Here is an 18,965-nt window from a genome sequence, read left to right on the forward strand (position 1 = left end):
TATAGATAAAAAGCAATACATATTAAAAAGTAAAGAGGGGAAAAAATGTCACGTAAATTATACTTTGCACTCATTATGTTAAGCCTTATTTGGGGAGGATCTTTCTATTTTTTCAAGATTTTAGTTGCAGATTTCAATCCTTTGGTAGTAGCATTTTTACGATCAACTTTTGGAGCTATAACACTTATTGTACTTATACCATTTTTCCGCAAGTCTTTTAAAGGGAAAATTCTTTTTATACCTTTGTTTGCTGTAGGAATACTAAATACTATAATTCCATGGACACTTATTTGTTTTAGTGAACAAAAAATGACTAGTAATTTAGCCTCTGTCTTAAATGCAACCCAACCATTATGGACAATGGTTTTAGGAATTTTATTATTTGGTATACGTTCCAATCGTAACCAAATTATAGGTCTATGTATTGGATTCATAGGTATTTTAATACTCTCAGATATACATCTATCAAATATTTTTTCAGTTGATTCATTAAATTTCGTCGCAATGTTGATAGCAACTTTTTGCTATGGTCTAGCAACTCATATAACAAAGCGTTATCTTAAAGAAATATCCATGTTCCAAATTTCTTTAGGTACATTATTAGTCGGTAGCATATGTAGTGGTGTCATAGTTCTATTTTTAGAAGAACCAATTCAAATTTTAACTAAAATATCATGGCATCATATAGGCGCGTTAATTGGAATAGGTACATTTGGATCAGGTATAGCCTATTTACTTTACTTTTACTTAATTCAAAAAGGGAGCCCAAACTTCGCTTCCATATCTACATACTTAGTGCCAGTATCAGCTATTTTCTGGGGATATATTCTTTTAAATGAAAATATAAGTTGGAGATTAATCATTGGGTTAGTTTTTATACTTATGGGAGTTTATATAACTAGTCGTAAAATCAAATTAAATATTCCTGTTAAAGGTATACAAAAAGAGTCCTAACTAGTTAGGGCTTTTTCTTATTTTCGAAAGTAAACTTTTGAATAGTAGCATTAGGGGCCACTATACATGCCCATCAATTCAGGAGATTTTAATACCCTCAAAGACCAAAAAACGTTATCCTTTCTAAGCAAGCTAAATTAGAAAGGACGACATTTTCTTATGAATCTCTCGATTCAAGATGAACTTTACAATTGTACCATGTCTGATAATCAAGCCGCTTAATTCAAAAAAGTGAAGTCCGTTAGGGTTTATTCTGTATGCAAATCTTTCAATCACCTACACTTGCTCCTTAGAAAAAAGAAACAATCTCGTCCCAATTTGACTTTGCATAAGCTTAACTTGATAGCGATGGGGTCCCGCCACATCGCTATCAACCTAAGTTTTTAATATCCCCCCTAAAAATACATTTTCTGTTTAATTAATATATTTATTGGAAAATACTTTGCATTTTCGGGCACAGATGCTCCCTCTATTCTATTATAGAAGTGATTTCGAACGTAAGGAATTTGTAAGAAATGGATAAGAAAAAAGAAGTTTTTATTGTGTAGGATATAAATATAGAGAAGAGTAAAAGAGGGGGATTAGATAAGATATATTTATGCGAAAAACAAACTAGTAATAAGAGTGTTCTAAGTAAAAAGGTGATTTATGGGATTAACATACATGTAAAAAAGGAAGGATTCACCGTTTGTTATGGCAGAATAGTGCTTGTAAAAACAATCAATATGAAGATGATTACGAATTCCATGTTGCCCTTGTATTATTGGTGGAGATGATATCTGTGTAGCTAGTACGAAATAACAAACAACTACCCATACAATATGAATAGAGGAGAAGAACGTCTTATGAAAATATATAGTCAAATTACATTTTCAAGTTTGGCACTTCTCATAGCTGGAAGTTCTTTGTTATACCTAACACCACCCTCAATTATAAAAGCAGATCCCACTCAAAATGTATCTAGTTCGTTACAAACAAATATTCAACGGGATCATACTTCGGTCAAACAAGCAATGCGGGATACATTGCAACTTGGATACCCAGGGATACTCGCTAAAACTTCTGAGAGTGGAAAAACGTGGAGTTATGCCGTTGGGATAGCGGATTTGAGAACCAAGAAACCAATGAAAACAGATTTTCGCTTTCGCATTGGCAGCGTGACGAAGACGTTCACCGCAACAATCCTACTTCAATTAGCTGGAGAGAACCGCTTAAATCTAGACGATTACATTGAAAAATGGTTGCCTGGTGTCATTCAAGGAAACAGATATGATGGTAACCAGATTACTATCCGGCAGATATTGAATCATACAAGTGGTATCGCTGAATACGCAAAGTCAAAAGACTTTAATCTTATGGATACAAAAAAATCGTATAGGGCTGAAGAACTAGTGAACATGGGGATTTCTCTGCCCCCAGATTTCCCGCCAGGAAAGGGCTGGTCTTATTCAAACACAGGATACGTATTACTGGGTATCCTTATTGAAAAGGTAACGGGAAACAGCTATGCGGAAGAGATCGAAAATCGGATTATTGAACCACTTGAATTGTCGAATACATTCCTACCTGGCAATTCAAGCGTTATTCCAGGTACCAACCATGCCCGTGGATATATCGAACTAGATGGAGTAAGTGAGCTAAAAGATGTTACGTATTATAACCCAAGTATGGGTCAATCGGCTGGAGAGATGATTTCTACCGCTGACGACTTAAACAAATTCTTCTCTTACTTGCTCGGTGGAAAATTACTGAAAGAACAGCAACTAAAACAAATGCTTACTACAGTTCCTACAGGAATAGAAGGAATCGATGGATATGGTCTTGGAATCTATAAAACTAAACTTCCAAACAGTGTCCTAATATGGGGACATACAGGTGGCATACCGGGATTTGATACTTTTGCTGGAGGTACAGACGGAGGTAGGCATACGTTGGCAATCAGTTTGAACAGCATGGGTAAAGTTAATAGTTCTGATCTTTTTAAAAATATTTTACTTGCTGAATTTAGCAAGTAGGCCAAAAGGAAGAACGGATAAAATTTTATCATATTTTCATAGTTAAACAATAAGGGATGAAATTGATTATTTATCTAAGGAGGCACCTCTCTTATGAAAAATAAACTATCTAGGATGTTAACCGCTACATTGGTTCTAATGATGACTCTACCTACAGGGGCGATAGCGTCTTCTAGTAATAAGACTCAGGTTGTAGCTAGCACAGAACTGGAGAAGATTGCGGCAGAGAAAGCTACGCTACTCACGAAATCCTATGAGACGACTAGCGTGCAGTATGCGTTAATAGATAATGGCAAGATTATTTTGTCGGGTCAGATAGGCAAGAACGATATGGAAGGGAAACAGCCGCTGACCAAAGATACTCTATATGGGATTGGTTCAACCAGTAAAGTATATACAGCTGCGGCTATCATGAAATTGGTCGACGAAGGAAAAGTCGATTTGGATGTCCCTGTTGTCCACTATGTTCCTGATTTTAAGATGAAAGATGAGCGGTACAAGCGCATTACACCGCGTATGTTGTTGAACCATTCCTCCGGTTTGCAAGGTACCACGCTCAATAAAGTATTGTTATTTAAAGATAATGATACCTATGCCCATGACAACTTGTTGCGGCAATTATCTACCCAAAGCTTAAAAGCGGCCCCTGGCGCGTTCTCGGTATACTGTAACGACGGCTTTACGCTAGCCGAGATTTTGGTAGAAAGAGTCAGTGGTATGAGTTTTACTGAATTTCTACATCAACAATTTACAGAACCTTTAAAACTGAATCATACAAAAACGCCACAGGACAAATGGGAGGACGAAAAGCGTGCTGGACTTTATTTTCCAGCATACCAAGGGCAGCAAGTTCTATCTCATTAACGAGAAATTTAGTTCTATGAACTATCTTGTACAATTAATACCTCTTACCACACAAATTATTACCAAGGAAGGCTATTGGGATGGCAAAAAAATTATAGGTCCGAATACGGCGACACATCAACTCCAGATTCCTGTGATGGATGGGCGTGATACGAAGGAAGCTCGTTTTTATACAGAGGATGGTAATGAATATATAGAGATGGCCAACTCCTTATACGTAAGTGAATCAAACGTAAAACCGCTTGATACAAGCCAATCATCGAAAGTTACACTTTCAGCAAACGGGCATGCAAAATGGTTTACGATCCCGCAAGTGGCAGCAGGGAAAACGATGACCGTGGAGTTGCCATCGAAGAGTTCGTTCGCGGTGTATGATGAAAAAGAAGTATGCGTCAATTTTACCATTGTGAGCAACAATAACAATGTAAAACTGCCGAAGAATGGAAAGGTTGTATTTACTGGCGCGCCGAACTCGGAATTTACAGTTACGTTGAACTAGCTACAATAACGTTAAGAGCATGCAAGATTTTATACAGTTTTTCGGATAATCCAGTAACAAACGAGAACCCGAAAACCCGCGCCAGGATAGGAATGTATAAAAAAATGCATAGATCCATAGAACAAAAAAAGGCGGATCCCTTGTGAGAGTAGGGATCCGTCTTGTCTTCGTTACCGATAATTGTGGCGTTATGTTAACCTTACATGTATGGAATATACATCCAATTTTTATGACAAATCACTTCTCCCGAATGATACAATCAAGGAAGAGGAGGGTTATTATGAAGAAACATCGTTTTAGAAATCTATTTTAATGTTTTACAGCTCTTTTAATGTTACCCGCTTGTCAAAAGTAAAACGGTAAGTTAGAACAGTGGGGTAGCACTGTTGACACTGTGTTGTACATAAGTAATGACATAAATCCCTTTCTAAACAGAAGAAGGGGTTTGCTGTAACATAAAAAGCAGGGAGGGATATAGTCATGGGAAATGTCAATCCAATCGGTATTGTTATACTGATAGGGTTTATTCTTCTGTTAGTTTTAGCCGTTAAACGAATCAAGAGCAAATGGTTTTCAAAATGATGTACAAGTCCCTCTATCTGAACAAATCAGTAACTTCCAATAACAAAAATTATGTGAACACGAAAGTCCTCCAGTTAAACAATCTGGAGGGCTTTTAATAGTCTTCTAAATACATTGAATCCCGATAATGAGACGTTATGTGAACTACATATGTATACGATATTCACCCAAAAATAAGATAGTTCAATAAGAAAAGGACTTTATGAATTAATGCTATATAAGGTGATTTGGATTTATTTCCGTATGAGCTAGTTAGAAAAAGGGGGATATTATATGAAAACAGCTTATGTAAATTGGGGAGAAGAAAAAGTAAAATTAACCTGGAAACAGGATAATCAACTACCGCCACAAGACCTAATAACAAGTGTTCATGGGCTTTGCTTTTATAATAGCAAGGTATTATTAGTCGATTTAAATCATAGAGGATGGGATTTTCCTGGTGGTCACATTGAATTAAATGAAACTCCTGAAGAGTGCTTTAAACGCGAAGCAATGGAAGAGGGCTATGTTGAAGGTAAATGTAATCTTCTCGGATACATAATAGTTGATCACAATGAGAATCTAAAATGGAATGAAAAAAGTAAATATCCTAAAGTTGGTTATCAGGTGCTCTACCGAATGGATATTAAAGAATTGCACAATTTTGAAGGTGAGCACGAATCAACCCATAGGAAATTAATTAATCCAAATGAAATCACAGTTCATCATCGTGAATGGAATAGCGTATATCAATCTATTTTAGACTATGCTCTTTATACAGAAGTCTAAATTGAAAAATTTGATTAAAAAGTTATCTTGAACAAGGGTATTACATTAACTTCCAATAACGAAAATTATGTAAATGAGCTGTCCATATGGACGGCTTATTGCTTTTTTTATTTAGCGTATTTTTTTGAAATGCTGGCGATACTCAATATCAAGGAAATCCTGGTAACTTTCATTTTGTAAGTTACCATTTTTGGAGGGTTGATTTCGAAGTCCTCGCCAAGTTTCGTGTATTATGCACATTTTTGCCAAAACAATTTTCTTTGCCAAGGGGATTCTCTTAACAAGAGTCGTTTATTATTTTAGCTTTTTAAAATAAACATTTGTTTGAATTTAATTTTAGAAAATATAATTTTGCGGAAATTAGGAAGGTTTAGCGAAACCATCACGACAACTTGTCGGAATGCTGTATACCAAGGGAAATCTAGTAACTTTCATTTTGCAAGTTACGGTTTAGAGTGTTGATTGGGAAGTTCTCAATATTTGGGTTACAGACCCACGCCCATCAACTTAAGAAAAATAAACACCACCTGTGAGCTGAATGCTCAAGGTCATCTCACAGGTGGTCAAGATTACTTTAAGATTAAGCTTGTTAATCGTGGCGGTGACAAAATCAATATAGATAGCGGACATCAATAGTGTGCATAAAAAGGCTGAATAAAAGTAAACAAACGAGTTCGGTTTTGAAGTACAAAATTAAAATAAATGGTTCTGTTGCAAAGTTTTCTACATAGAGCTACACTCTAGAAAACAGGATCTAGGAGAATCAGGCATGAGGTATTTTAAAGGAAAACAATTCAAGAAAGAGATTATTTTAGTAGCTGTCGGCTACTACTGTCGTTTTTCTTTAAGTTATCGCGATGTCTCTGAAATTCTGAAAGAACGTGGCATTTCAGTTCACTCAACAACCATCATGCGATGGGTTCATCAATATGGCAATCTCATCTATCAAATTTGGAAAATGAAAAATAAATCTGCACGATTATCTTGGCATTTGGATGAGACTTATATCAAAATTAAGGGAGAGTGGCGTTATCTCTATCGTGCAATTGATAAAGATGGACACACATTGGATATTCAACTTCGTAAAAAACGGGATCATCAGGCTGCCTATGCCTTCATGAAAAGATTGGTAAAACATCTTGGAGAACCAAAGGTTCTCACTACAGACAAAGCGCCGGCATTACTTTGTGCATTTAACAAATTAAGAAAACAAGGATTTTATCAAACTACAATCCATTGTACAATCAAACATTTAAACAATCTTATTGAACAGGATCATAGGCATATAAAGAGACGTTTTGCCAAATCCGCAGGATTTCAAAATCTTCGTCATGCTTCACGTACGATAAAAGGTATTGAAACCATTCATGCCCTATATAAACAAAGGCGAAGTCTTCAAAGAGACTCCGCCTTTTCAACGTACAATGAACTTCAACAATTACTAGCTACTTCCTAAACATTGTTCCTCATTTACCAACCTGTTTATGCTTTTTTCGAACTTTGCAGCAGAACCTTATAAAGTCTAGGGTTTTATCGTCCCTTTTTCTATAGCTAGGAATTCAAATTCAGCGGTAAATCCCTGTCCTTGTGGACTACAAGCATATACACCACATTGGAAAACTTTATCTTCTGCATCTTCCATTAATCTTGTAATACGTAATTGATTCCAAGTTTGTTCTTTTAATTCTTTTAAAGTGAACTCTTTATCATGTTTAACTTCTAGAAATTCAACGATATAGTCTTGGGACTCTCTACGAATGCGAAAATATAGATCCCATGGTCCTTTTTTGTAGTTTTGGGTAGACCAATCTGAGTAACCGTGATTAGTTACCACAGCTCCAAGTTTACACATACCATTTGGTTCATACTCTATAGACGTCTTTAACCAACAGTCTTTAGAAAATCGAACCATTAACCCAGCCTGATCATATTGATGTACAGGATATGACCGTACTCTAGTAGTGATAATTACATCCTCATTCATCTCTGAATATAGGAAATGCCCATTATCAACAGCAAATCCATAGTGCGTTTTTTGCCAATAGTCAGTCATTTTTTCGGGCTGAATAATAAGCCCGGTATCTTTTTTTTGGATATCCCATTTTTCTGGTTGACAATACCAATTTAGGTTCGGATGAAGAGTTTCATTTTGAAACTTTTCATACAATAATAATGAGCACATAAAATACATCTCCTTTTTTATTATAATTATTTCTTTATATGTAAATGATAGTATTTAAATAACAATTTATGCAAGCGTTCCCTTGAAAAAAATGTAATTTTTAAAGGGAAATACATTTTTTGTTCAAGAATGATTACTATGCTATTTGTTTGAATAGCTATATTTGTTATGCAAGCGTTTCCCTTTAAATATTGTATTTTTGAAATAGAATATCTTTCAAATTTACTACTTTTATCATAATAGCTAAGAAGACTCCTTCCTTAGAGAAAGATGAATTTAGATATGGAAAAGACTATATCCAATGTGACCAGTGAAGGTATAAATGACAAATTATATATATATTATTAAATTGGTTCTGGTGCAAAAACTTCAGTGCAATTGCAAGTAATCTCTAAATCTTGGACATACTGATACTATTACTCTAAAAAGGTGTGTGATTGGTATGGAAAAGAAAAATTTGTTCAAATGGAAGCACTATCAGCCTGATATTATTTTGTTAACTGTACGTTGGTACCTACGGTACAATTTAAGCTTTCATGATTTGGTAGAAATGATGGAGGAACGGGGTTTATCCATTTCTCATACAACCATTATGCGTTGGGTTCATCAGTATGGTCCTGAATTGGACAAACGAATCCGATGTTACCTCAAACAAATGACTCTTGGAGAGTCGATGAAACATATATCAAAGTAAAAGGTCAATGGATGTACCTGTATCGTGCTGTTGGTTCGAAAGGAAAAACAATCGATTTTCCCCTAAGCAAAACAAGAAATCATAAGGCCGCAAAACGCTTTTTCAAGAAAGGTTTGTGGTCTTTTCATGTTTCAAAGCCACGTGTTGTAACAGTCGATAAGAATCCAGCTTATCCTATAGCAATCGAACAGTTGAAAAAAGCATACCTGATGGTATGCAACTTAGACAACAAAAGTACTTGAATAACATAGTAGAACAAGATCATCGGTTTATTAAAAAGCGGGTTCGTTCGATGTTAGGATTGAAATCCTTTCGCACAGCTACATCCATTATTTCTGGAATAAAAGCTATGCATATGATAAAAAAAGGGCAACTTGTTTTACTGGACAAGTCTGTCAAAAATCAAGTGAAGTTCATCCATCAACTATTTGGAATTGTTGCTTAAGACTAGATTCCACTAGGAAACTTTTCACCTCTTTATACCTTTCCTAAGTATTTGCACCAGAACCAGATGACATATATCGTTGCAATTCTAAAGAAAACAATTGTAGCTCATCAGAAACCGAAATTTTCATACGAAAACGCCATCCTTTCTTTATATTTCTACTAAAAGAATAACGTTTTTTTCATTATTTAAATATGATTTCATCTAAATTTAATGAACATCCCCCTACAAAAGTAGTAGAATTTTCATTTGAATTTGCTACCTCAGTTTGATTTATCATATTTTAATTTCGATATAATAGTGAATAGATATACAGAACATGGAGGTACATTACAATGATTACACATATTTTAGATTTAGAATTATAGACACTTTCTTTAGAGGGGGTAAAGCAGATCTATCGAGATATACTATGTTTTCCAATAAAAAGTGAGACTAAATCATTTGTTCAATTCCCAATAACCCCTTATACAACAATTAGTTTTCAAGAGGTGTTAGAACCAATCACACCAGCCATTTTGTTTTTCAAGTTCCAATGTCTCTTTTTCAAAATATTGTTCCTTAGTTACTTCAATCGTTATACAAATTTTAAACAGTAAAAATGGAGATTATATCATTCATAATACTAAACAAAGTAGATCGTTATATTTTAAAGATGTTGATGGAAATATACTTGAAAGCATATCACATGATTATATTTAAGAGGGAGCTCTAAATCTAGTGGGAAAGTTACAAGTTATATATCTAAGAAAAAGTAAGGGTGTAAGTGAAAAATTATGAATCAGGGATTATTGAAAAAAAATCTAAATTTCCGTTATATTTGGTTTGCTCAATCGGGAAGTACTTTAGGGGATTGGTTCAATCAGGTAGCTATAACACAAACAGTATTAATGTTGACCAACTCTCTTACAGCAGTAGGTACCTTGTTACTTTGTCGCTCGTTACCCTATGTATTTTTAGGACCAATCTTAAGTCCCCTTGTTGATAAGTGGCCCCAAAAGGTAATTTTGATGGCTACTGATATCATTAGGGCCTTACTTGTTTTAAGTTTTATATTAGCTATTATTTATAATAATGTACATATTTTGTATGTTAATTCTTTTATATTTGGTGTGATAAGTGTTTTATTTAATCCGACAAAACAAGCATTGTTGCCTCTAATTGTTAATCGTAAGGATTTACCTGAGGCAAACGCTTTTATGTCCAGTACAGATGCGATAGTCAATATTATTGGAGCGGTTTTAGGTGGGATTGTATCCACAGTATTTAGTCCGATAACTTGTTTTCTTGTAAACTCCTTATCATTTCTTTGGTCAGCCTTTTACGTGTATAAGATAAAGTATAAGGAAAATAAAAAGCTTGATACACAAAAACAATCTTATATTCAGTTACTGAAAGAAGGTCTAGTAGAAACGAATCAGAACACCCTAATTCGCTATCTTATCTTAATCGGACTGACATGGGGGTTAGTTGGTGGCGGATATTATATTTTAATTCCTTTTTTAGGTAATAATGTTTACCATTTAGGTGCTGTAGGCATTGGGACATTATATGCCATAGATGGATTGGGTATCTTGTTAGGGACTTACTTTGTAAAAGCATTTATAAAAAACAATTTCAGGCGTTCATTAATTATGTTTGGAATAAGTTATGCTGTTCAATCATTGTTATTTGTATTGTTAACGCAATCCACAGTGTTTTATTTTGGAGGTTTATTCTTATTTTTAATGAGAGTTTGTGGTGGAATCATTATTCCTTTAAGTAATTATTTTGTGCAATTGGGTACGGCTGATGAAATTCGTGGGAGAGTTTTTGCATTGTACAACTCAACCTATATGGGTGTCATGCAAGTCTCTTATTTTGGAAGTGGATATGCCTTCGAAAAATACAGTATCCCGGTTGTGGGAGCAATTGGTGGCGTAATATCCATGGTCTGCGGATTAATATGGCTTTCACAAGTAATTAAAGGGAAGTTTAATTTGATTGAAAAAGTATGATATAAAAGTAAACGTCAAGTAACTCCAAAATATACAATAAAAGTTGATTTTGGAGTTATTTTTTGTTTGCTTCACTTTTTTTTGGTACTCTGCAACTAGATGGGATCACCATACATGCCCATTGACTCAAGAGATTTTAATACCACTCAAACACCAAAAACCGCCATCCTTTCTGTATATTTCTACAAAAAGAATAGTGTTTTTTTCGTTTTATGGATACACTTTTTTGGCTTGATGGCGATGTGGTGGGCCCCCAATTAAATTTGACAAGAATAGGAAAAGAATATAAAATTCAATTAATTGAACGTTCAATCAAAAAAATGAACGTTCAATTAAAAATAGCGAACAATTTATAAGGTGGTGATTCTTATGGAAGACAGGCAATCTTTTATAACAGAAGCAAGAAGAGAACAAATAATTAAGGCTGCTGTTGAAGTTTTAAGAGAAGTTGGGTATGTAAGTACAAGTTTGTCGAAAATAGCAAAAAAAGCAAACATAAGTACAGGGTTAATTTCTTATCATTTTTCTGGTAAAGAAGATTTGATGAACAATACTTTAATGTATTTAGTTGAACAAGAATGGTTATTTATTAATGCAAGAGTTAGTCAAAAACAAACGTCTGCAGAAAAATTAAAAGCATTTATCGAAGCAAGTTTAGCTTATCAGGTTATAAACCGAACAAATAATATCGCTTTAATTGAAATAGTTTTTAATGCACGAACACCAGATTATATTCCTTATTATTTACTAGAAGACGATGAAGAAGATTTAATAAAGGGTTTATTACAAGAAATTCTCTTACAGGGGCAGGAATCAAAAGAATTTCGAGATTGTAATATTCAAGTGACCGCAACAATTATTCAAGGTTCGATATCGGAATCATTGATATCTTCCCAAAGTAAAATGAGTTTAGAAGATTATAGTGAAGAATTGATAAAAAGCATATTGAAAATAGTTAAATAATGAAAACAAAAAATCATTTATATAAGTTAATAAAATGACATAAAAACCCCTTTCTTTTTAGGCGAGGACGAGGCGTCTGGGCGTGTCCACAGAAGCGATTAGGGCCTTTTCCTGACACATGTGAGGATTAAACCAAAGAGACTAAGCCAGTAGCGGCCATGTTGTATTCTGCATATCAACGACTTATATGTCGATAAATAATTCCGAAATTTTATTTATAACTAATTTAATAGAGAGGATAGGGATTATGATAGAAAACGAAACATTTCTTGGACATAGTAAGCCACAAAAAGCAATTATTGTTTTAGTACCCATGATATTAGGTGGTTTGGTTGGGTGGTTTGTTCCCATCATTGCCAATTGGATACTAAAACTTCCAGTAGTTCCAATGGAGAAGTTAATTTTACTCATTACATTCTTTAACAGCTTATGGGTTTCAAGTATTGCTACCGTTATTGGAACAATAGCAGGTTTATTTTTGGGTTTTATTATTTTAAATGAGAGTCTCGAAGTCACAATTTCCTACAATAATTTGCGGCTGAAATTTGGAGATAAAATAAATATCATTGAAAAAAAGGACATTTTAGCAATCTATATAGAAAATAAGCAATTAATTATTCTTGGGCAAAAAAGTAATGAATTATATAGAGAAGTTATTGAAGCGAAGAAGGAGACTGTACGAGAAGCTTTTAATAAGCATCAATATTCATGGAATGAAACGGATCCATTTGGTAGCGAATATGAGCGATGGGCTTTAGGAAATACCAATTTCCCCGAAAAAATTAATGTATTACTTTATGCTAGAGACCGTGCATTGAAAGAAAAGAAAAAAGCAGATGCTAAATATCTACGAGAAGATTTAGCTCAGTTAGGAGCTGTCATTAGAGATGAAAGAAATGGTCAGTACGTGAGACTTGCCCCAAATGCTCATTTTGATGTTTAGCATTTAACTCGATTTAGGTAAAACTATTTTTTATACTCCTTACCAATTCAAGTAGTAATTATGTGCTATTTTTAATCGAACTATATTTCAAAGCAGTTGATCTTCCATTGTATTAGTTAAAGGAGGCGGATTTACCGTCTTCTTTTTTGTAATTTGTTACTGTGTAAATAATCCTTAGCGTGGCTATTCTCCGAAATGCTGGCGATGCCCATGTCCATCAAGCCAAGGATTCGGAATCACCCAAAAATGAAAATTTCACCTTTTAACAGTTTTTTATAGATTTTGGCTCATTTTTTTCGTTTTGGGGAACAATTAATTTCTTAAGTTGATGGCGATGTGGCGGGACCCCAGCAATATGCACGGATGCTTTTTAAAATAAGATGACTCTACAGTTTTCTAATATAATTGACGTGAAATAAAAATTACATAAGTAGAAAAACTAATAAAGTAATAAGGTTTACTTCAGTAAAATAAGGTATATTATATTTGTTGAATAGATTCTCTTTAAAGACAAGAAAAGCAGGTGAACAAAGTGGGAAAATATCAATTGGATCACAAAGGTCAGGTAGCTGTGGCAAAGTTTCATGAAAAACAGAAGCCTGCCAAATTTGATAAAAAGCAGCAACTTGAAAAATTGCGTGCGGAGTATTTGAAAAAGAAGAAAAAACAAACAGATAAATAATATGTTACGTTTTTCCTAATTTTAAGTGTGAACAAACACAAAAAAAAGTGGATACTTACTCTCACAAGGAATCCACTTTTTCTTTTTCTACAACTTTATATTTATACGTTCCTACCCTGGTTGGTGGTACCCCTTCTTGCTCTTACCAAAACCTCCACCACTAGCTCGTTCACATAATTATAGAAAGCGGAAGTTAAAAATTCTTAGTTTCTTGCTCAATTAAAGCACTACATTAATCTAGAAATTCAAGTAATTTCAATTTTTCAATTATCATTGACTTATATTTGATAGCTTCATACTGTGAATTATCAATTTTTGTCTTTTTTATGTTTAACATATCAAATATTTCTCTTTCAATATCTCTTCTTGCTTCTAAAACTTTAATTATTCCGTCTAAACCGTGATAGCCTTTCATTTTCGCATACCCTTGATTTGTATAATACTCAATAAATCCAGCAGACCATTCTTTTGCTCTTTCATTAAATACCTTTCTGAATGAGAATTCCAAATCATCTTGTTCTATATAAAACAATACTGGATTTAATTTCTCTATGATTTTCGCTAATGCATTAATATAACTTATAACTTTCTCTTTTTTTTCACCATATTTAACCATTCCGATTGTTAATGGATTTTGTATGAAGCAACATTCAAAAATATAAGTTTTATTCTCGTTGTTGGCTATTTCAACAAAATCCCTCCATTTTTCAGTTATTAATTCAATATTCCTCTCTAGCGGTAATTCATATATATCATTTTTGAAAATGGTATTTAATAAACTTTCAGGAAAATTAGAGCTGTATTCATTTTTAATTTTTTTATATGGCAATAAATAATTGTTTCCTCGTTTCGTGACTCTATCACTAATTACTTCCCTAAAATTACCACTATTCACTAACAAACTTTCGAATTCACTTTTATCAAAACAAGATACCCCATCATAATCAGCAGGGTGGTCTGGATTCCCTTCAAGAAATAACTCAACGTCAATATTTTTTTCAATTAGAATATCGTAAAGCAAGTTTGCAGTGGTGGATTTCCCAAAGCCAGGAAGCCCTTCTACTATGATTAATTTTGTATTCAAAAAAATCTACACCTTTCTAAGACAAAATAAAAGTTTTAAATTAAAAATAAATTGTCCACTGAACTCACCCTCACCTCTTTTTCTAAATTTTACCATTCAAATGATGCGGTAGTAAAGAAGTTTTTCTTGTATATCGTATACATAATCGGTTGACATAACGTCTCATTATCAGTAGTCAATAATGAATAGAATTTTCGTTAGGGGGTAGTGGTATTTTCTTAGCTTGATGGCAATGGGGTACCGTCAGGAAAATGCGGATTTATAACGGCGAGCTTATTTTCAAGACGATTCCCCCGCTTTTAACAACTGTAGCCTTGGAATACAGTTTGATTAAAAATGTGATTTTAATTGAAATTGAATATCATATTTTCTTTTTATCCTATATGACAAAAGTGAGAATGTTACGATATTAACGCGAAAAAAAGGGCTGTTAATGGTAGGTGAAAGAAATGGAAATTGATGAAAATGCTAAAGGAATTTCTTTTAGGGCATTAAAATTAGAGGATTATGACGTTGTTTTAAATTGGAATAAAGATGAACGATTTTGTGAAGCAAATGGCTGGCAAAAAAATAGAGATAAAGATGAATTATTTCAATGGTGGAATCATTGTGTAGATAAGCAACGAAATGATTTTATTCGTTTTGGAATTGAATATAATAATAGACTTATTGGCTACGCAGATTTAGCAAAGATAAGAAATAATAGTGCTGAAATTGGTATTGCTATTGGGGATAGCAAACTCCGGGGCATGGGAATTGGTACTCAAACTGTTAATAGTCTAATTCATCATGCAGTCAAAGAATTAAGAATCACTATATTTTACGGTGAAACGCATGAAACAAATCTCCGTTCAAGGAAGATGATGGAGAAATTAGGTTTTACTGAGGTTAGTCGTATTGGTAGTGAAATTTATTTAGACAAAAAGGTTAAGTTGATACAGTATAAATTATGTTTGGAGAAATAAGGTACGGGAGGGCGAATCATAACTATTCGCTTACCGAAATCATTAAACTTTATTATAAAAATATATAGCTTGCAAAATTTTAGCCCACGCATTTTAATCAAAATACGAGGTTTTTTTTATGATGAAATCAAAGTTTTTAGCTACTTTTCACTCAAACTTTATTTCAATCCAACATCGGAATGATTAAGCTGTATGAATCATAAAGTTATTTTAAAAATAAGCTCTGAGATGAATGGTGGAAAATTAATTTTTCACCATTCACAGCATTGTATTTTCAGAATAGATAATTTTTTAATGGGCTATTATGTTAAACTAAAATATAGATTTTTAATATGGCAAAGGTGGTGAACAAATGGCAGAGAAAAACAGAAGAAATAAGCTGTATTATACAATCGCTTTTCTCGTTTCAACAAGTTACATCTGGGTTTTAATTATATCTGCATACAACATGGGTATCCCGCAATATAACAGTTTGATTTACGGTATTCTTCTCATGACAGCTTTTACATTTATAATTACAGTTCCATTACTTTATATAGGTTTACCCCTAATATGTATTGGCGCTGTACTTGCCATGTTTCGAATATTCTCTGTAAAGCGAATGTTAACTTATTATGCATTATCTTGGTTGATCCTATGGCTTGCTTTAGAGATCCCTTTAAGCATTTATGGTAATCATGAAGAAAAATACATATTTACAGAACAAGTAAAAGAGCAACACATCATAGAAAAGGTAAAAGAGGCAGTAGAAAAAAACAATGGTCCTATTAAGATTACGGATGAGTTTAAACAAAGTATGCTGGAATGGAATGAGGGTACAGGGAGTCCCGAATATCCTATTTTAGAGATTAGATATGAATTATTAAACTGCGATAAACAAAAAGACGAAAAAATAAATGGGTATTCCTGTACAGCTTCTATTGAAGCGCATTATAAACAGGAAAAATGGTTGATTGATTTTGATTCAAAAGAAAACGCAGGAGGAATGAATTTATCTAAAAATAACCAACAGGCTGAAGAGAAGGCGAAACAGGAAGCTCTTACTTCTGAAGAAGAAACGAACATTCGAAAAAATGCTGAATCTGAGGCAATTCAATTTTTAAAAGAGAAGTACAATTTAAATTTAACACTCGTTAAACAAACATTTGAAAAGAGTATAAACTCAAACAAGAAAGAAAATAGACCATCGAATCCAGTGCATGAAATAAAAATTAATGGTTATTTAAACGAAGATTCCAAAAAAGATGTCACAGTAAGGGTAGAATACGATCCTTTAACCAAGAAGTACTGGCCTCATATATATGCATTTGAAATGAGTGATGAAGCACAGAATGAAATACAAAAACAAATCGATTTAAAAAAGGAGAAAAATAATTAATATGGAATCCGATTTGGTATATTGTTTTAACCCCGCCTTAAAATTAGGGCGGGGTTATTGTTGATTTGAAATAAAGTCGTGATGTTTATAAAAAAATTGTGAACCTTTACCCTCATAGGTATTTTTTTTCAAAGATGTTCTTTTTGACTAGAACAAAAAGAACATCTGAATAAAAAGTGGATTAAGGAATTATTTAGTGACATAGAGTTGTTCCGTTAAAGGGCCATATTCTTGAGGGGAATCCCTGGTCCAAATTTGATACTAATAGAACAGTTCTAATCATATTCTTATGATAGAAAACATTAAAAAGGGGTGTAAAGTTAGTTGATAAAAGTTAAGGTTAGTTTACGGCCCATTGTAAGTAAGATAAATTTACCCACCGTTTTGAAAACAGCTATACTTCCGGGTGACTCAATTGAAAGATTATTTATTGCAACCCAGGTAGGAGAGATTTTTTACATAGGAAACGGAGTTATAGGGACTTTTTTAGATATTCGCCCGCGAGTCATAAAATTAGGTACTTCTGAGGAAGGTGTTTCTGGTAGTGGATATGATGAACGGGGATTGCTAGGGCTAGCATTTCACCCAGAATTTTATTATAACGGTCTGTTTTATCTTCATTATTCAGTAGCTGGAACACAAGGTCCAGGTGCCCTTTCTGAACATTTTAAGCCTAACCCATGTGATCCCAGTACTTTAAACCTAAGGTGGACAAATAGAGAAACGCAATATGATCATATTGATACAGTTGAAGAATGGATTTTACAATCGAATGGTCAACCTCAAAAACGACGGACATTACTTAACTTAAGAAGACCATTTTTTAATCATAATGGTGTCAATAGCTTAAACTTTTCACCTGAAACCGGAAAACTTGTTTTAACAACTGGAGATGGTGGGGCAGGCTATGATCCATTTAATTTAAGTCAGGATGATATGGAGATAGCTGGTAAAATAATTGAAATTGATGTAGTTAAGAATACATTTATTAATAATCCACCCGTAGTCACGCGCTTTAATGAACTTCCCTCATCTATCCAGGAAACGCTTACGGTAATTGCCAAAGGGGTTCGCAATATAACAGGCATTTCATTTCAAAGGTTTTATAATCAGTATATCAAATATGTGGGGATTGTCGGACAGGACCTGGTAGAGTCGGTTTTTTCATTCGTTCATTATAAACCAATACCGGTTACTCAGCTTATTCAAGCTTCTTTAACTGACCAAGAAGGATTTATTAACTTTGGCTGGCGAGGGTGGGAAGGTGCTTTTCCTACTTCGTTTATAAAGGGCTGTTCTGCAAATCCGACTTTGGTTGAGAAAACAATTGCTTATTACAATGAAGCAGTAAAAACTTTAGTAGGGCGTCTTCAGCCTTTAACTAGTTATTTTCATAAAGATCCCCGACCCGATAAGTTTGGAGGAACTGCACTTACAGGAGTCCAGCCATATATGGGGAATGAAATCCCAAATTTAAAGGGAAGCGTCGTGTTTACCGATCTTGCCAAGAATGAAGAATCTCGACCTCCGGTTAGAGGAGTTTTAGCTTATACCAGGGGAAGTACAAATTGTAAACTAAATGATTTTAGTGTTATTGAAACGGATTATAATTTTGGGTCTCAATCAGCTTATTATGTTAATTTGGGAACGAATCTGGATCAAACCAGACTATATTTAGGAGTTTATGGCTCTATGAAAGTAACTGATTTTAACCAAGGTACTGTTTTTGAAATTGTTCCATGATTTATAACTATAGGATTTGATAGATATTCCCCTTATAAAAAGTAACACCGGAAAGTGGCAGGAGAAATCCCTCAGCTATTACTTTTTTCAGGTTGGAGTAAGCACTAACACCTTACCATCAATTTGTAAACGTTAAGTTAATGGGAGTTATAAGTTTTTTGGAAAATACTTCTATTATGTATCCTAATGGAACTAAGATATCTTCTG

The 18,965-nt window shown here is 33.8% G+C and carries 13 protein-coding genes and 3 pseudogenes; 14 read left to right on the plus strand and 2 right to left on the minus strand.

All coding sequences use genetic code 11. From position 1 onward, the window contains the following. The first annotated feature begins 45 nt into the window (after positions 1 to 45). The 5 genes and pseudogenes from QRY57_RS10660 (at position 46) to QRY57_RS10680 (ending at position 7,138) form a co-directional block, all read left to right on the plus strand. Complete coding sequence (locus QRY57_RS10660; protein WP_286017403.1) at positions 46 to 954, plus strand: DMT family transporter; 909 nt, start codon at positions 46 to 48, stop codon at positions 952 to 954. A gap of 845 nt (positions 955 to 1,799) precedes the next feature. After that, positions 1,800 to 2,969 carry a serine hydrolase domain-containing protein gene (locus QRY57_RS10665; RefSeq protein WP_286017404.1) on the plus strand — a complete coding sequence of 390 codons (1,170 nt, stop codon included), beginning with the start codon at positions 1,800 to 1,802 and terminating at the stop codon, positions 2,967 to 2,969. 93 nt (positions 2,970 to 3,062) lie between these two features. Then, positions 3,063 to 4,332: pseudogene (locus QRY57_RS10670) on the plus strand (serine hydrolase domain-containing protein). Between the two features lie 855 nt (positions 4,333 to 5,187). Beyond that, on the plus strand, positions 5,188 to 5,682 hold the full coding sequence (locus QRY57_RS10675) for an NUDIX hydrolase (protein ID WP_286017405.1): 495 nt from the start codon (positions 5,188 to 5,190) through the stop codon (positions 5,680 to 5,682). A 769-nt stretch (positions 5,683 to 6,451) separates the two neighbouring features. Further along, a complete protein-coding gene (locus tag QRY57_RS10680) occupies positions 6,452 to 7,138 on the plus strand; it encodes an IS6 family transposase (RefSeq protein WP_286017406.1) in 687 nt (228 codons plus the stop codon). 66 nt (positions 7,139 to 7,204) lie between these two features. Here the strand turns inward: QRY57_RS10680 and QRY57_RS10685 are convergent, their stop codons facing one another. Continuing rightward, entirely contained in the window at positions 7,205 to 7,864 is a 660-nt protein-coding gene (locus tag QRY57_RS10685; RefSeq protein WP_286017407.1) for a DUF1349 domain-containing protein, read from the minus strand. A gap of 442 nt (positions 7,865 to 8,306) precedes the next feature. On the opposite strand from QRY57_RS10685, the pseudogene QRY57_RS10690 reads away from it, so the two are divergent. From QRY57_RS10690 to QRY57_RS10710, 6 genes and pseudogenes are all read left to right on the plus strand, one after another. Continuing rightward, a pseudogene (locus QRY57_RS10690) lies at positions 8,307 to 9,003 on the plus strand (IS6 family transposase). A gap of 395 nt (positions 9,004 to 9,398) precedes the next feature. Beyond that, positions 9,399 to 9,550: pseudogene (locus tag QRY57_RS27120) on the plus strand (VOC family protein); the annotation flags it as partial. Between the two features lie 229 nt (positions 9,551 to 9,779). Further along, a complete protein-coding gene (locus QRY57_RS10695; RefSeq protein ID WP_286017408.1) occupies positions 9,780 to 11,000 on the plus strand; it encodes an MFS transporter in 1,221 nt (406 codons plus the stop codon). A gap of 369 nt (positions 11,001 to 11,369) precedes the next feature. Beyond that, the gene (locus QRY57_RS10700) at positions 11,370 to 11,963 is read left to right on the plus strand and encodes a TetR/AcrR family transcriptional regulator (protein WP_286017409.1); all 594 of its coding nucleotides are present in this window, start codon (positions 11,370 to 11,372) and stop codon (positions 11,961 to 11,963) included. 247 nt (positions 11,964 to 12,210) lie between these two features. Then, complete coding sequence (locus QRY57_RS10705) at positions 12,211 to 12,906, plus strand: YqeB family protein (RefSeq protein WP_286017410.1); 696 nt, start codon at positions 12,211 to 12,213, stop codon at positions 12,904 to 12,906. 532 nt (positions 12,907 to 13,438) lie between these two features. After that, positions 13,439 to 13,588 (plus strand): hypothetical protein, encoded by a 150-nt coding sequence (locus QRY57_RS10710; protein ID WP_286015772.1) that lies wholly within the window; start codon positions 13,439 to 13,441, stop codon positions 13,586 to 13,588. Between the two features lie 232 nt (positions 13,589 to 13,820). On the opposite strand, the gene QRY57_RS10715 is transcribed toward QRY57_RS10710, so the two are convergent. Further along, positions 13,821 to 14,672, minus strand: a complete 852-nt coding sequence (locus tag QRY57_RS10715) for a P-loop NTPase family protein (RefSeq protein WP_286017411.1) — start codon at positions 14,670 to 14,672, stop codon at positions 13,821 to 13,823. Positions 14,673 to 15,121: 449 nt separating this feature from the next. Here QRY57_RS10715 and QRY57_RS10720 point away from each other — a divergent pair, with 449 nt between their 5' ends. The 3 genes from QRY57_RS10720 to QRY57_RS10730 all read left to right on the plus strand — a co-directional run bounded on the left by QRY57_RS10720 (position 15,122) and on the right by QRY57_RS10730 (position 18,758). Continuing rightward, entirely contained in the window at positions 15,122 to 15,637 is a 516-nt protein-coding gene (locus QRY57_RS10720; RefSeq protein WP_286017412.1) for a GNAT family N-acetyltransferase, read from the plus strand. Between the two features lie 352 nt (positions 15,638 to 15,989). Next, positions 15,990 to 17,015 (plus strand): hypothetical protein, encoded by a 1,026-nt coding sequence (locus QRY57_RS10725; RefSeq protein WP_286017413.1) that lies wholly within the window; start codon positions 15,990 to 15,992, stop codon positions 17,013 to 17,015. 324 nt (positions 17,016 to 17,339) lie between these two features. Then, positions 17,340 to 18,758, plus strand: coding sequence for a PQQ-dependent sugar dehydrogenase (locus tag QRY57_RS10730; RefSeq protein ID WP_286017414.1), 1,419 nt, complete (start codon positions 17,340 to 17,342; stop codon positions 18,756 to 18,758). Positions 18,759 to 18,965: the final 207 nt, after the last annotated feature.

This window comes from Bacillus arachidis, from assembly GCF_030285945.1.
GTDB lineage: Bacteria > Bacillota > Bacilli > Bacillales > Bacillaceae_G > Bacillus_A > Bacillus_A arachidis.

Coding starts and splice junctions, on each gene's coding strand:
- QRY57_RS10660 (WP_286017403.1), top strand. CDS start 46: ATGTCACGTAAATTATACTTTGCACTCATTATGTTAAGCCTTATTTGG.
- QRY57_RS10665 (WP_286017404.1), top strand. CDS start 1,800: ATGAAAATATATAGTCAAATTACATTTTCAAGTTTGGCACTTCTCATA.
- QRY57_RS10675 (WP_286017405.1), top strand. CDS start 5,188: ATGAAAACAGCTTATGTAAATTGGGGAGAAGAAAAAGTAAAATTAACC.
- QRY57_RS10680 (WP_286017406.1), top strand. CDS start 6,452: ATGAGGTATTTTAAAGGAAAACAATTCAAGAAAGAGATTATTTTAGTA.
- QRY57_RS10685 (WP_286017407.1), bottom strand. CDS start 7,864: ATGTGCTCATTATTATTGTATGAAAAGTTTCAAAATGAAACTCTTCAT.
- QRY57_RS10695 (WP_286017408.1), top strand. CDS start 9,780: ATGAATCAGGGATTATTGAAAAAAAATCTAAATTTCCGTTATATTTGG.
- QRY57_RS10700 (WP_286017409.1), top strand. CDS start 11,370: ATGGAAGACAGGCAATCTTTTATAACAGAAGCAAGAAGAGAACAAATA.
- QRY57_RS10705 (WP_286017410.1), top strand. CDS start 12,211: ATGATAGAAAACGAAACATTTCTTGGACATAGTAAGCCACAAAAAGCA.
- QRY57_RS10720 (WP_286017412.1), top strand. CDS start 15,122: ATGGAAATTGATGAAAATGCTAAAGGAATTTCTTTTAGGGCATTAAAA.
- QRY57_RS10725 (WP_286017413.1), top strand. CDS start 15,990: ATGGCAGAGAAAAACAGAAGAAATAAGCTGTATTATACAATCGCTTTT.